Source organism: Streptomyces sp. NPDC030296 (genome assembly GCF_055572815.1).
Map to the genome: position 1 here is coordinate 492,084 of NZ_JBVICQ010000003.1, position 14,292 is coordinate 506,375.

Here is a 14,292-nt window from a genome sequence, read left to right on the forward strand (position 1 = left end):
TGGTGTGTGGTTGTTCCCGCAGTTCCCCGCGCCCCTGAAGGGATCGGGCCTGCGGCCCGCCCTTCATGAAAAGCACGGGGCGCAGCCCCGGTCGCTTTTCAGGGGCGCGGGAACTGCGCGAACAACCCCCACCCACCCGCACCGGCACCCACGCGCACCCCCGAGCTCATCCCCGCTCCCACGGCGGAGCCCCCCGCGGGGAACCCCCTACGATGGGGTGCATGACCGCTTCGCCTGGCCGCCGCCGTGTCCTCCTCGCCGCTCCGCGCGGCTACTGCGCGGGTGTCGACCGTGCCGTGATCGCCGTCGAGAAGGCCCTCGAGCAGTACGGGGCCCCGATCTACGTCCGCCACGAGATCGTCCACAACAAGTACGTCGTGCAGACCCTGGAGAAGAAGGGCGCCATCTTCGTCGAGCAGACGGAAGAGGTCCCCGAGGGCAACATCGTGATGTTCTCGGCGCACGGCGTGGCCCCCACCGTCCACGAGGAGGCGCAGCGCGGCAGGCTCGCCACCATCGACGCGACCTGCCCCCTGGTCACCAAGGTCCACAAGGAAGCGATCCGCTACGCGGGCGAGGACTTCGACATCCTCCTGATCGGGCACGAGGGCCACGAGGAGGTCATCGGCACCTCCGGCGAGGCCCCGGACCACATCCAGCTCGTCGACGGCCCCGGTGACGTCGAGAAGGTCGAGGTCCGCGACCCGTCGAAGGTCGTCTGGCTCTCCCAGACCACGCTCTCCGTCGACGAGACCATGGAGACCGTAGGCGCCCTCAAGGAGAAGTTCCCGCTGCTCGTCTCCCCGCCGAGCGACGACATCTGCTACGCCACGCAGAACCGTCAGCTCGCCGTGAAGCAGATGGGCGCGGAGGCCGAGCTGGTCATCGTCGTCGGCTCCCGCAACTCCTCCAACTCCAAGCGGCTCGTCGAGGTCGCCAAGCTCGCCGGCTCCCGCGAGGCGTACCTCGTGGACTTCGCGAGCGAGATCGACGAGGCCTGGCTGGAGGGCGTGGAGACCGTCGGCGTGACCTCGGGCGCCTCCGTGCCGGAGGTCCTCGTCGAGGAGGTCCTCGAGTGGCTCTCCCAGCGGGGCTACGAGGACGTCGAGCTGGTCAAGGCCGCCGAGGAGTCGATCACCTTCTCGCTGCCGAAGGAGCTGCGCCGCGATCTGCGCGAGGAGGCGGCCGCCCTGGTCGCCGAGCGCACCGGACAGGGCGCCGCGGGCGCCTGAGCCCCCGCTGTCCCGTACGGCCCCGGAACGTGAAGGTTCCGGGGCCGTCCGCGTACGGCGACGTGAGGGTTCCGGGGCCGGGCCGCGACGGCCTGGCGGCCCCCGGCCGTGACTGTCAGTCGTACGACGTAACGTAGGGCCATGCACATCTTCGGCGTGGACATCGGTGGATCCGGGATCAAGGGCGCTCCCGTGGACCTGGACCTGGGCGACCTGGCGGACGAGCGGTACAAGGTGCTTACCCCGCACCCGGCGACGCCGGACGCGGTGGCCGACGGGGTGAAGGAGGTCGTCGACCACTTCGGCTGGACCGGCCCCGTCGGCATCACCTTCCCCGGCGTGGTCACGGGCGGCGCCACGATCCGTACGGCGGCCAACGTCGACAAGGGCTGGATCGACGTCGACGCCCGCACCCTGCTCGGCGACCGGCTCGGCGGCCTCCCGGTCACCGTGGTGAACGACGCGGACGCGGCGGGCGTCGCCGAGGTGCAGTTCGGCGCCGGGCGCGACCGTCGGGGCACGGTCATCATGCTGACCTTCGGCACGGGCATCGGCAGCGCCGTCTTCTGCGACGGCGTCCTCGTGCCCAACACGGAGCTGGGCCATCTGGAACTGGGCGGCCACGACGCGGAGACCCGCGCCTCCACGAAGGCCAAGGACGACCACGAGCTGACCTGGGAGCACTGGGCCAAGCGCGTCACCAAGTACCTCGCTCATGTGGAGATGCTGTTCTCCCCGGAGCTGTTCATCATCGGCGGCGGCGTCAGCCGCAAGTCCCACAAGTTCCTGCACCTGATCGAGGGCATCCAGGCCGAGATCGTCCCGGCCCAGCTCCAGAACAACGCGGGCATCGTGGGCGCGGCAATGCGGGCGGCGAAGGCAGGCTGACCGCGGGAGGGCGCGCGGATCCGTCCGTCCGGAGGGGCGGGGTGATTCCAGAAGGGGCGCGCGCGAACAGCGTCCGTCGGCGGGGAAGCCGAAGGGGGCGCAGCCCCGTCCGGAGGCCGGGCCGACCCCGGAGGGGTGCGCGGACTCGTTCGAGGGCCAGCTCATCAGAAGAGGCCCCCATCCGTTCGAGGGCGGGTCAGAGGCCGCGGGGCACCGTGCGGCGGGGCTGGACCGGGGGCCTCGGGGTCCGGGGCCGGGCCGAGGCATTGTCGTACGAGGGGTGGGGCCGGGCGCCGGGTGTTCCCGGTCGTCCGAGCCCTCGCGGCGCCTCGGATCCTCGGGATGCCGCCGCCTCCCGGAACGCCTCCGTTCCCCGGGGGGCCGCCGCCCCTCGGGGAGCTTCGACTCCCCGGGACGCCGCCGCCCCCCGGAACGCTTCCTTTCCCCGGGACGTCGCCGCTTGCCGCTCCTCCGTCCTCCGGCCCCTCCGCTTCCGGGCCGTCTCCCTCTCCCCCTCCCGCTCCGCCGCCCGCCGGGCCATCAGGCGCAGCTTGCGCGCGGTCACGATGACGCCGACGATCAGCGTGCCGCCGTAGAGCCAGCCCGCGGCCATCGCGAGGGCGGTGACCAGGCCCATCAGATACCCGGCGGGTCCGCCCTCGCCCCCGGCGATCGGCGGTAGCCCGGCCGCGAAGGCGATGGGCACGACCACCGGCCCGCTCGCGAGGTCGCCCCGCCGCACCCACACCGCGGTCAACGCGCTGACCGGCAGGAACAGCAGCCCGTACACCGTGAGCGACGCGCCGAACAGCAGCCGGTCGAGGCAGGCCAGCGCGAACATCGACACCGCGCAGAACAGTCCGCCGCCCAGCCCGGTGAGCCGGGGGTTCGGCATCCGCCGCACGGCGCGGGAGACGCGCCGCACGGCTCGGGCCGGCACCGGAACGGGCCGGCGCGCGACCGGGGCACGACGTGCCGCCCCCGCGCCGCCCCGCGCACGGCCTCCTCTGACCATCTGCGGGGGAAGGGGAGTGCCACGCCGCGGTCCGGACCGAGGGAGATGCGTCCTGTGCTGCTCCACTCGACCAACTTAGGTCGGTTAATGTGCCGAATGGGTGCATAGACACGCCGTCGCGGGGACCTTGGCCAAGCGTTCGATACGCCGCCTCGCGGGTGGCCGGGGCGTCCACACGCGCGTAGGCGGGGGTGGGGCGCGGGCACGCCGTAAACTGGGGGACCGGCCAGCCCTCTGGCCCCTGGGGCACGATCCGCCGGACCGCACCCCCAGGCCCCGCCGCCCCAGGCCACCGGCCGCCTGGCCCTCCTACGTACGGGAAGTCGTAAACGTGTCGCTCACGATCGGAATCGTCGGTCTGCCCAACGTCGGCAAGTCGACCCTGTTCAATGCCCTGACCAAGAACGACGTGCTGGCGGCCAACTACCCGTTCGCCACGATCGAGCCGAACGTCGGCGTCGTCGGCGTCCCGGACGAGCGCCTGACGAAGCTGGCCGAGATCTTCGGGTCGCAGCGCGTCCTCCCGGCGACCGTCGACTTCGTCGACATCGCGGGCATCGTGCGCGGCGCCAGCGAGGGCGAGGGCCTCGGCAACAAGTTCCTGGCGAACATCCGTGAGTCGGACGCGATCTGCCAGGTCATCCGCGCCTTCAAGGACGAGAACGTCGTCCACGTCGACGGCAAGGTCTCGCCGAAGGACGACATCGAGACGATCAACACCGAGCTGATCCTCGCCGACCTCCAGACCATCGAGAAGGTCCTGCCGCGCCTCCAGAAGGAGTCGCGCATCAAGAAGGACATCGCGCCGAAGGTGAAGGCCGTCGAGGAGGCGAAGGAGATCCTTGAGAAGGGCGACACGCTCTTCGCGCACGGGATCGTCCAGGGCAGCGAGCGCAACGAGCTGCTGCACGACCTGCACCTGCTCACCACCAAGCCCTTCCTCTACGTCTTCAACGTCGACGAGGAGGAACTGGTCGACGAGGACTTCAAGAACGAGCAGCGCGCGCTGGTCGCCCCCGCCGAGGCGATCTTCCTCAACGCCAAGCTGGAGGCGGACCTCGCCGAGCTGGACGAGGAGGACGCGCTCGAACTCCTCCAGTCCGTCGGCGCCGACGAGCCGGGCCTCGCGACCCTCGCCCGGGTCGGCTTCGACACCCTCGGCCTCCAGACGTATCTGACGGCCGGCCCCAAGGAGTCCCGCGCCTGGACGATCAAGAAGGGCGCCACCGCCCCCGAGGCCGCCGGCGTCATCCACACGGACTTCCAGAAGGGCTTCATCAAGGCGGAGGTCATCTCCTTCCACGACCTGGTGGAGACCGGTTCGGTGGCGGAGGCCCGGGCGAAGGGCAAGGCCCGCATGGAGGGCAAGGACTACGTCATGCAGGACGGCGACGTGGTGGAGTTCCGCTTCAACGTCTAGCGGGTGACTTAGCGCCACTTCGCTGATCTGGAAAACGTCCAGGTCACATGGGGTCTGACTCTTCGGGGTCAGGCCCCTTGATTTTCACCGTGCTGGATAGGTGCTGGATTTCTGACCCCTGGTCACCTGTCATCACCCCTGCTCATCCCTACCGTGCTGGATTCGTGCTGGGAAGGAAGGATGAGAGCGCCCGTGCTGGGGCGGGCACTGTCCAGAGCCTGGTCCGGGGCCGAGAAACGTCTCGTGGTGCGCGGGGCCCGCAGGGAGGCGAGGCTCCCGCCACTGTCGGCGAACGATGTGGTGACCGTGTGGCGTGGAGTGTTCGGATTCCCTGGCCTGGCGTCATGCCTCCTCGGCGCCGCGGTCTGACAGGGAGCCGTACTGGCTGCGCAGGCGGGCCTTGAGGATCTTGCCGGTGGCGTTGCGGGGCAGGGCGTCGACGAGGACGACCGACTTGGGGAGCTTGTACTTGGCGAGTCGGCCGGACAGGGAGTCCATGATGTCGTCCGGCGACACGTCGGCGCCCGCTCGGGGCACGACCAGCGCTCTGCCCACTTCGCCCCATCGTTCGTCGGGTACGCCGATCACCGCGCATTCGGCGACCGCGGGATGCTGGTAGAGGAGTTGCTCGACCTCGGCCGGATAGACGTTCTCCCCGCCGGAGATGTACATGTCCTTGATCCGGTCGACGATCGTGACGTACCCCTCCTCATCGACAGTGGCCGCGTCCCCGGAGCGGAACCAGCTTCCGTCCACGAAGGCGTCCTTGGTCGCTTCGGGCCACTGCCAGTAGCCCTTCATCACGTTGAGGCCCTCGATGATCACCTCGCCGACCTCGCCCGGTGCGACATCGGTGAGGTCGGGCCGCACCACGCGTACGTCGGTGAAGAAGCAGGGTGTGCCGGCCGAGCCGGCCTTGCGGATGCTGTCCGCTGCGCCCAGGCCCAGCGCGGCGGGAGCGGTCTCGGTCAGGCCGTACGCCTGGAGGAAGGTCAGGCCACGGTCCTGGTAGGTGTGGATGAGGGCCTTGGGTACGGGTGCCGCCGCGCACTGCAGGATCCGGATCGACGACAGGTCGGCCGTCGCCCACCGCGACGACCGGGCCATGGCCTGGTACATCGCGGGCACGCCGAACATCCTCGTCACCCGGTGCTCGGCGATGACGTCGAGCACCCGTTCCGGGTCGAAACCGCCCATCAGCACCGACGTTCCTCCTTTGAGGAAGCCCGGCAGGAAGACGGTGTTGAGGGCGGCGGTGTGGAACATCGGTGCCACCACCAGAGCGACGTCGTCGGAGGCGATGTCCACGTCCAGCAGGATGTTGAAGCAGTTCCAGGTGATGTTGGCGTGGGTGAGCATGACGCCCTTGGGGCGGCCGCTGGTGCCCGAGGTGTACTGGATCATGCACACCTCGTCGAGGCCGACCGTCTCGTCCAGGGGGTCGTCCGGCGCGCTCGCGAGCAGTTCCTCGTACGCCTTCCCCACCTCGACGTAGTGCTTCACCTCGACGTCGTCCCTGAACGCGTCGACGAGGTCGGTGAGTTCGGCCCCGAACACCAGCACCGACGCTCCCGAGTCACCCAGGATGAAGGCCAACTCGGGTGCCGCGAGGCGGGTGTTGAGCGGTACGAAGACGGCGCCCAGCGCGTTCGCGGCGAACAGGGTCTCCGCCAGGGCCGGATGGTTCGCGCCCAGGTAGGCCACCCGGTCACCGTGGCTGACCCCCAGGGCGCGCAGGGCGTGAGCGAGCCGTGTCACGCGCGCGGCCAGCTCTCCGTAGGACAGGGATCCACCGTCGTGCACGGCGGCGGTGGCTTCCGGTGACATGCGGGCACGCCGCGCGGGCCACGAGCCGAGCCCTTGATCGCGCATGGTGCGTCTCTCCTCTCTCAGAGCTCTCAGAACCAGTCGGGCCATGTGTAGTCGGCCGATTCGTCGTGATCCCGGCGGGGCGGCAACGGGGCGAGCCGCCCCCGGGAGAAGACCAGCGGTGCGGCGCCGGTCTTCTCCACCCCGAGTTCCCGGACACGGCCGAGGACGAAGTAGTGGTCGCCGAGGGTCCACACGTCGGCGATGTCGCAGTCGATCCAGGCGGCGACGCCCGCCAGGACGGGGCTGCCCGAGGCCGCGCCGCGCCACGGATGGAGGTCGAAGACGTCGGGTGCCTTGGCGCTGACGTCCCGGCAGAGGCCCTCCTGGCCGGCGGCCAGCACATTCACGCAGAAGGCGCCGCCGGCCATGATCCTTGGCCAGGTCGTGGAGGAGCGGCCGGGGAGGAACGCGACGAGCGGAGGGTCCAGGGACACCGAGACGAACGAGCCGATCACCATGCCGACCGGGGTGCCGTCGGGTTCCTGCGCGGTGACCACCGTGACACCCGTCGGGTAGTGGCCGAGCACGTGCCGGAACCAGCCGGGGTCGTCCGCCGGGCTACCGCCGGGCGCCGTCGTGGCGGGCGTGTGCCGGTTCACGCCGGCGTCTCCAGCCCGAGCAGAGAACGGGCGTACCCCGTGGCCCACGAGCCGTGCTGCGCGTTGATGTGGGTCTTGTACGTGGCGACGTCGCGCAGGTACCGCTGCATGCGCTGGCCGTTCGCCAGCGCGCTGGAGCCACTGGCCGAGACCAGCATCTCGACGGCCTGGCAGGCGAGTTGGCCGGACTGCCGGGCCGTGAGGGAGAGAGCCTGGTCGTCCAGTTCGGAGAAGGGCTCGCCCCCTGCCAGGCCCCGGGCGGCGTACGCGGTGTAGTCGTCGGCGACCGACAGGACGATCCGCTGCGCGCTGTCGGCCAGGGCCGTGGCCAGGCCGAGGTTGCGCTGGTATTCCGGATCGTGGCTGCGCGGCGTGAAGGGCGGTATCGGGCTGTTCTTGGTGGTGATGATCCGCTGGTACTCGTCGACCGCGGCCCAGGCGGTGCCCGCCACGATCGAACACAGCTGGATGTTGAAGAACGACATCAGCCGGCCCGCGTACATCGGGTTGCCGTGCAGTTCCACACCCGGCCCGTCGGTGGCGTCGCTCGCCGCGAGGTGGGTCCTGGACACGTACTCGTACGGTACGAGGACGTCCTCGGCCACGACGCTGTTGGAGCCGCTGCCGCGGAAGCCCAGGATCTCGCCCCAGTTGTCGAGCATCCGCCAGCCGGAGGGCACGAGCACCATGCCCGACACGGGCGTGCCGCCCTCTTCGTCGATGATGAGCACGCCACCCAGGAAGTGCGTGGAGACGTTGACTCCGGAGGAGTAGTCCCAGCGGCCGTTGACCAGGTACCCGTCGGGGGTCCTCGTCGCGGTGGCGCTCGGGGCGATCGGCAGCGGGGCCCGGAAGTCACCGTCCGGACCGAACACCTCGCGCTGGGTGCTCTCGGGGAAGCGGCCGGCCACCACCAGGCTGTGGGAGGCGGCCAGACACAGGTTCCAGCCGCTGGACGGGCAGCCGCGGGCCACCTCGGTGACCATCCGGGAGTAGGTCCGCAGGTCGAACTCGTAACCGCCGAAGCGGCGTGGCTGGAGGGACCGGTAGAAACCCGCCTCCAGGAACGCCTTGTGCGTGTCCTCGGAGATACCGGTCCGCTGTTCGGTCTCGTCCTGGTGATCACGTAGCCAGGTCCTCATGCCGGTGGCCCGGCGCACCAGTTCCTCTGGTGTCAGGTCCGGCTCCGGCTGCGGAATCTCGATGATTCTCTCGGCTGTCTCGGTTGTCTCGGACAATTCGCACCCCATCCGCTGCTGTTCTGGGTCGGCCTGAAGGGAGTGTTGGCGGCGCGGCGAAGGGCCGTCCAATGCCGGTAACTGGTGGCTTGATGAATGCTGTGCATCACAGCAGGTCGGAGGGGGTGACGGGAATGCCGCACATTTCTGCCTGGTGACGTGCGGGGAAGCGCGCTGTAACCTGGCACGGACCACAACGTCGTGGACCTCGCCTTTCTGGAGGGCTGAGTGGAACTCCGGAACCTGCGCCATTTCTCGGCGCTCGCCGAGACCTTGAATTACCGGGTCGCCGCCGAGCGTCTGCACCTCACCCAGCCCGCGCTGACGCGATCGATCGCCGCCCTCGAGCGTGAGCTGGGCGTCCAGCTGTTCGACCGCGACAAACGGCATGTGGCGCTCACCGCCGACGGCGCGGAACTGCTCGAACGGGCGGGCGAGGTGCTGGCCGACGCCGACCGGTTCGCCGCCGCCGCAGACGCCATCAGGGCCAGGCGACGGGACGAGGTGCGGGTCGCGCTCTACGGGGTGGCTCTCGCGGAGCTGACGCATCCGGTCATCGAGGCGTTCTGCGAGCGGTATCCCAGCGTCACGGTCCGGGTACATGAAGCGGACTTCCACCAGGGTCTCGCCCCGCTGCTGGCCGGCGAGTACGACGTGGCGCTGTTGCCCCTGAACGTCGACATGCCGGGCGTGACACGCGTACCGATCTTCACCGAGCCCGCTTCCCTCGCGCTGTGGAAGGGGCATCCGCTGGCTGGGGCAGCCGCGGTGGACGTGACCGAGGTCTTCGATCAGCCCTGGGTCACCCCCGCGCCGGGCCTCGACTTCTGGGTGGGCGGACGAAACGGGGACGACGCCCCGACGGTCGGCTTCCACGCCCGCTCGGCCCAGGACGTGTCCTTGAAGATCGCCTACCAGCACATGGTGGGACTGATGCCGCTGTCGGCCACCCGGATGTTCCCGCACCCGGGAGTGCATAACGTCGCTCCGAAGGAGCCCCTCGGCTTGGTGGCCGCCGTCGTGTTTCCGGAGGCCGGTCACTCGCCCGCCGCCCCGGCGTTCGCCGAGGTCGCACGCCGGGTGGCCCGACGCGCGACCGGCGTTCCGTACGCCGAGATCTCCTAGGGCCTGTCCGGCGGCTCGCCCGCCCAGGCCGCGTGCAGGATGGCGCGCAGATCGTCGGCGGAGGCCGGGCGGGGATTCGTGTACGGCGCCCCGAGAGCGACATCGACCGCACGGTCCACGTCGGCGGCGTTCAGGCCCAGGTCGGCGAGCGATCGCGGGATGCCAAGACGCTCGCCCAGCTCGTGCAACTCCCGTACCGGATCCTGGACATCGAGCGCCCGGCGCAGCGCCGCCAGTGCCTCGGGAACCGCCGGCGCGTTGAAGGCCAGCACATGGGGCAGGACGACGGCGTGTGTCTCGGCGTGCGGCAGGTCGAAGGTGCCGCCGAGCACATGGCAGAGCTTGTGGTGCAGCCCCATGGTGGTGGCGCCGAGACAGGCACCGCACAGCCACGCCCCGTACAGCGCGCGGCTGCGTGCGTCATGCCCCGAGGGGTCGGCGACGATCTCGGGAAGGGCCGCGGCCAGCGCCCGTACGCCCTCCTCCGCCATGAGGGAGACGATCGGAGTGGAGTCCGGGGCGTACAGAGCCTCGACGGCGTGCGCGATCGCGTTCATGCCGCTCGTCGCGGACCCCACGGGCGGCATGGTGAGCGTGAGCAGCGGGTCGTACACGACGCTGCGCGGCAACACCTTCGGGTCGCGCCCTGTGCGTTTGACCGCGCCCTCGGTCAGGCCCCAGACGGGTGTCATCTCCGATCCGGCGTACGTCGTCGGGACGGCGACGATCGGCAGGCCGGTCCTGAGCGCGACGGCCTTGGCCAGGCCGGTCACGGAACCGCCGCCGACCGCCACGCAGCCGTCCGCCCGGGCTTCGCGAGCCGCTTCGACGGCCAGGTCGGCGACCTCCACGGGGACGTGCGTCACCGCCCCCGCGTGCAGTCCGGCGCAGGCGTCGCCGAGAGACGCGGCGACGGCACGGGCCGTGTCCAGGCCATGGTCGTCGCACAGCACGAGGACGCGGCGCAGGCCGAGAAGCGCGACCTCGTCGGGCACCGCGTCCGGCACGGCACCCGTCCGGAAGAGGACACGCATCGGCTGGGCCTGGTAGGTGAAGTCCAGGGCCTCGCCCTTCACGCGATCACCGGTTGCAGCACGATGTCGAAGCGCGCCCGGCGGAAGGGGTTGGCCAGGCCCGACTCCGCGGCCTCCTCGGGGGAGTCCACCTCGACGAACTCCTCGACCAGGCTCTCCTTCACGGCGAAGACGGCGTCCGACTCCAGATAGTCGCTGCCCGCCACGAAGATGTGCGTCGTCACGGGGCTGTGCCCCTCGGCGCCCACGATGAAGTGGACATGGGCCGGCCGGTAGGGGTGACGGCCGGTCGCCTCCAGCAGCGAGCCGACGGGCCCGTCCGTCGGAATGGGATACGGGCTCGGAACGCACGAGCGGAACCAGAACCGCCCTTCCGCGTCCGCTGTGAACAGCCCGCGTCCATTGCCCGGCGGCTGCTTCTCCGGCTGCTGGACGTCGTAGAAGCCCTGGTCGTCGGCCTGCCACACGTCCAGCGTCGCGCCGGGCAGCGGGGTGCCGTCGACGGAGACGACCCGTCCGCTGATCACGCACGGCTCGCCGCCGCCGACCAGATCGATGTTCGCCCCGAGTTCACGGACCGGGGACTCGGTCATGTGGAAGGGGCCGAGCACCGTCGAGTCGGTCGCGGCGGCGGCCTTGTGGTCGTTGATCGTCTCGACGAGCATCGACACACCCAGGACGTCCGACAGCAGGATGAACTCCTGCCGGGTGTCGTCGCACATGTGCCCGGTCGCGGTGAGGAAGTCGATCGCCCGCTCCCACTCGGCCTGGGTCGGCTCGATGTCCCGTACGAAATCGTGCAGGTGACGCGTCAGGGAGACCAGCACCTCGCGCAGTCGGGGATCGGAGGTGTGGGCGAAGCTTTCCAGCACCGCCGTCGTTGTCTCGGTCTTCTCGGTCTTCTCGGTCGTCGCGGTCTTCGTGGTCTTCGTGGTGAGGTCCATGGCCGCTCAGCCCCGCCCGAGGATCTGCCGCAGTGCGTCCCTCAGTGCGGCCGTGACGTCACCGGTGGCGTCCTGGCGGCGGAAGGCCACGTGGTTGTCCGGCCGCACCAGCAGCGCGCCCGAGTCGCCGATCTCCCGCAGCCGGGCCCAGTCCCCGTACGGGTCCTCGTACTCCTGGCCGGGGCCGATGACCGCCGTGGCGATCTCCAGGCCGAACTCCTTGCCGAGGATGCGGGCGGCCTCCGTCCAGGGTTCGCCGCCGATGCCGGTGATCAGGGTGAACCGGCCGTTCCCGCCCAGGTCCAGGGTGGACAGGTTGCGGGTGCCCGCGCAGAGCCAGGCGTGCGGGAGCTTGGCGCCGGGGCGGGTGCTCGGCTGGAAGTGCAGCTCGGGGTCGCGTGCGAAGCCGGGGTCCTCGGTGCCGTCCGGGACGATCGCGGCGGAGGTGTAGCGCTGGTTGAGGTCCACGCCGTGGGCGTTGAACTCGTACGCCTTGAAGGCGATCGCCTCCCGCAGCCGCGCCCGCTGCTCCTCGGCCTCCTTGGTGGCGTCCTTGCGGGCGGCGATGTTCCGCCACAACTGCTCGGGGGTCTGCGGCGCCAGGCCGCCGAGCGCCTCGAAGACGGGTGCCGTCTCACCGATGGACTGGTTGGCCCGGGTGACGACCTGCTTGCCGACCGGTGCCCGCTCGTCACTGTAGGTGTCCAGCAGGGACGGGGACGCGGTGCCGTCCAGGACGAGCTTCAGCTTCCACGCCAGGTTGTAGGAGTCCTGGATGGAGGTGTTGGAGCCCAGCCCGTTGGACGGTGGGTGCCGGTGGCAGGCGTCGCCCGCGCAGAACACCCGGCCGCTGGAGTACGTCTCGGCGTACATCTCGTTGACCGTCCACGCGGAGGACGACTTGATGGTCACAGGGATCTCGTCGTCGCCGATCAGCTTGCGGACGACGGACAGGGCGTACTCCTCGGTGAGGTCCGGCGGCCCGGCGTCGACGTCGTAGCCCCACACGATCAGCCACTCGTTCCACGTCCGTACGCAGCGCACCAGGCCGGCGCCGATGCCGCCCACGGTCGCGCCGGGCGCCAGCACCCAGTAGAGGGTGGCGGGTCGGTGCGCCACGTACTTGGTGAGGTCCGCGTCGAAGACGATGTTGATGCTGCCGGCCACGCCCATCTGGCCGCCCATCGGCAGCCCGGCGTCCTCGGCCACCTTGCTGCGACCGCCGTCCGCGCCGATCAGGTACTTGGCGCGGATGGTGTACGTGTCGCCGCGCAGCCGGTCGCGGACCATGGCGGTCACGCCGTCGGCGTCCTGCTCGTGCGACAGGTACTCGGTGCCGAACCGCAGTTTGCTTCCGCGTGCTATGGCCGCGTTCACGAGCACCGGCTCCATGAGGTGCTGCGGCATGTCGCACATCCGGGTGGGGCTCGCCAGCTCGTGCGCGGCCTGCACGAGCGGTTCGTTGCCCCAGGACCTCAGCCGGCCGAGCTCCTCGCCCGCGACGGCGGTGCAGAAGACGGTGTTGCCCATCAGATGCTGCGGGGTGGCCTGGGCGATCACCTCCTCTTCGACACCCAGGTCACGCAGCACTTCCATGGTGCGCTGGTTGGTGATGTGCGCCCTGGGCGTGTCCGCGAGGCGTGAGTAGCGGGTGACCATGACGTTCGGCACGCCATAGGTGCTCAGCGCCAGTGCGGCGCTCGCTCCCGCGGGCCCGCTGCCCACGATGAGCACATCGGTCTCGACGCTCGGCACGGTTGTCACGGTTGTCATCGGGACGTGTCCTCCCCATCCGCCAGTCGCTTGTCCAGCCAGGTCATCAGTGCCTCGGCCACGTCGTCGGAGTTCTTCTCGCCCATGGGCAGGTGACCGTTGCCCGTGAGCCCCAGGTCCGCCAGGCGCAGCAACTCGGCGTCGGCACCGGCCTGGGCGAGGTAGTCGGCGACACCGTGCTGGAACGAGGCGAACGGCGAGTGGTCGGCCGCGACCACGGCGATCGGGAAGCCCTGGAGCCCTGGCAGGGACCGCACGGGACCTGCCTTTTCGTCCTGGACGAGACAGTCCTGGAGCCCGTCGCCCCCGGCCTCGCGCAGCCGAGTGCGCAGTTCGTCCGGGGTCGTTACCGGCGGCTCGTAAGTGATCGGGGCCGCGGTGAGCCCCCACTCCAGCTTTCCGAGGCCGGGCAGTTCGGTGAACGGCGGCCCGATCGGCTCGACGGAGACAACGGCCTTCACCAGCCCGGGCCGGGCATCGGCGACCAGCCAGCCGAACGGCCCACCCATGGAGTGGGTGATCAGCACGGCCGGTCCGATACGGTCCAGCAACTCGGCCCCGCAGCGCCGCATCTGCTCCTCGTTCTCGGCGAAGGTGGGCAGCGTCGGGCCCTGGCTCGCCATCACCTGGTCCAGCGCGGAGTCGTCACCGATCTCGCCGCTGCCGGGCCACTGGCCACCAGGTCGTCCCGCCCCGTCGCAGAACAGCCAGCGGATGAACTCGTACGTCGGCGCCGCGCCCTCGATGGGCCCGAGGACATCGGGGTGGTACGGGGAGCGTCCGTGACCTGGACGGTCGACCACGTACACGGCGTAACCGGCCTGGAGGAACCGGGTGGCCCAGCCGGGGCGCCCGTCCGGCGTCGACAGGTAGTCCGTGCCCTGGCCGCCGCCCCCGTGGACCATCACCACGGGCAGCGGATGCCGCAGATCGGCCGGGATCTGGTACTGGACGTACATCGCGGCCTCGGCGGCGGTCCCGGCCTCGGTCGGCTTGCGCCCGACACCGATCCAGAACGCGCCTTGCTCGCTGATCGTCAACGGCGAGGCGGCACGGGCCGGCTCGGCGGTTGCGGGTGGTGGGGAGATGGTCATCGGCGAACCTCCGTCACGGCGTCTGCGCCCATGCCCAGCACTATTGGTGACCGGCTCC

At 70.4% G+C, this 14,292-nt stretch carries 12 protein-coding genes; 4 read left to right on the forward strand and 8 right to left on the reverse strand.

Annotated elements, in window-relative coordinates:
- The first annotated feature begins 212 nt into the window (after positions 1–212).
- Positions 213–1,232: a 4-hydroxy-3-methylbut-2-enyl diphosphate reductase gene (locus tag ACZ4Z3_RS10255; RefSeq protein ID WP_468500554.1), complete on the forward strand. Its 1,020-nt coding sequence runs from the start codon at positions 213–215 to the stop codon at positions 1,230–1,232.
- Between the two features lie 141 nt (positions 1,233–1,373).
- Positions 1,374–2,120 (forward strand): polyphosphate--glucose phosphotransferase, encoded by a 747-nt coding sequence (gene ppgK, locus ACZ4Z3_RS10260; protein WP_468500555.1) that lies wholly within the window; start codon positions 1,374–1,376, stop codon positions 2,118–2,120.
- Positions 2,121–2,316: 196 nt separating this feature from the next.
- Here ppgK and ACZ4Z3_RS10265 read toward each other — a convergent pair whose 3' ends face one another.
- On the reverse strand, positions 2,317–3,015 hold the full coding sequence (locus tag ACZ4Z3_RS10265; protein WP_468500556.1) for a DUF6542 domain-containing protein: 699 nt from the start codon (positions 3,013–3,015) through the stop codon (positions 2,317–2,319).
- Positions 3,016–3,466: 451 nt separating this feature from the next.
- On the opposite strand from ACZ4Z3_RS10265, the gene ychF reads away from it, so the two are divergent.
- A complete protein-coding gene (gene ychF, locus ACZ4Z3_RS10270) occupies positions 3,467–4,555 on the forward strand; it encodes a redox-regulated ATPase YchF (RefSeq protein WP_055511817.1) in 1,089 nt (362 codons plus the stop codon).
- Positions 4,556–4,897: 342 nt separating this feature from the next.
- Here ychF and ACZ4Z3_RS10275 read toward each other — a convergent pair whose 3' ends face one another.
- From ACZ4Z3_RS10275 to ACZ4Z3_RS10285, 3 genes are read right to left on the reverse strand one after another with little or no spacing between them, the layout of a single operon-like run.
- Positions 4,898–6,427: an acyl-CoA synthetase gene (locus ACZ4Z3_RS10275; RefSeq protein WP_468500557.1), complete on the reverse strand. Its 1,530-nt coding sequence runs from the start codon at positions 6,425–6,427 to the stop codon at positions 4,898–4,900.
- Positions 6,428–6,453: 26 nt separating this feature from the next.
- Positions 6,454–7,026, reverse strand: coding sequence for a flavin reductase family protein (locus tag ACZ4Z3_RS10280; RefSeq protein WP_468500558.1), 573 nt, complete (start codon positions 7,024–7,026; stop codon positions 6,454–6,456).
- Positions 7,023–8,264, reverse strand: coding sequence for an acyl-CoA dehydrogenase family protein (locus ACZ4Z3_RS10285; RefSeq protein ID WP_468500559.1), 1,242 nt, complete (start codon positions 8,262–8,264; stop codon positions 7,023–7,025). Before ACZ4Z3_RS10285 ends, ACZ4Z3_RS10280 begins: the two co-directional genes overlap by 4 nt.
- A gap of 228 nt (positions 8,265–8,492) precedes the next feature.
- On the opposite strand from ACZ4Z3_RS10285, the gene ACZ4Z3_RS10290 reads away from it, so the two are divergent.
- Positions 8,493–9,389 carry a LysR family transcriptional regulator gene (locus tag ACZ4Z3_RS10290; protein ID WP_468500560.1) on the forward strand — a complete coding sequence of 299 codons (897 nt, stop codon included), beginning with the start codon at positions 8,493–8,495 and terminating at the stop codon, positions 9,387–9,389.
- Here ACZ4Z3_RS10290 and ACZ4Z3_RS10295 read toward each other — a convergent pair.
- The 4 genes from ACZ4Z3_RS10295 to ACZ4Z3_RS10310 are packed head-to-tail and all read right to left on the reverse strand — an operon-like array spanning position 9,386 to position 14,234.
- Positions 9,386–10,465, reverse strand: a complete 1,080-nt coding sequence (locus ACZ4Z3_RS10295; RefSeq protein WP_468500561.1) for a maleylacetate reductase — start codon at positions 10,463–10,465, stop codon at positions 9,386–9,388. The two genes, ACZ4Z3_RS10290 and ACZ4Z3_RS10295, sit on opposite strands and share 4 nt — an antisense overlap.
- Positions 10,462–11,367: an intradiol ring-cleavage dioxygenase gene (locus ACZ4Z3_RS10300; protein ID WP_468500562.1), complete on the reverse strand. Its 906-nt coding sequence runs from the start codon at positions 11,365–11,367 to the stop codon at positions 10,462–10,464. The genes ACZ4Z3_RS10295 and ACZ4Z3_RS10300 overlap by 4 nt, the downstream gene beginning before the upstream one ends.
- A gap of 6 nt (positions 11,368–11,373) precedes the next feature.
- Positions 11,374–13,140 carry an FAD-dependent oxidoreductase gene (locus ACZ4Z3_RS10305; RefSeq protein ID WP_468500563.1) on the reverse strand — a complete coding sequence of 589 codons (1,767 nt, stop codon included), beginning with the start codon at positions 13,138–13,140 and terminating at the stop codon, positions 11,374–11,376.
- The gene (locus ACZ4Z3_RS10310; RefSeq protein ID WP_468500564.1) at positions 13,137–14,234 is read right to left on the reverse strand and encodes an alpha/beta hydrolase; all 1,098 of its coding nucleotides are present in this window, start codon (positions 14,232–14,234) and stop codon (positions 13,137–13,139) included. The genes ACZ4Z3_RS10305 and ACZ4Z3_RS10310 overlap by 4 nt, the downstream gene beginning before the upstream one ends.
- Between the last annotated feature and the right edge of the window lie 58 nt (positions 14,235–14,292).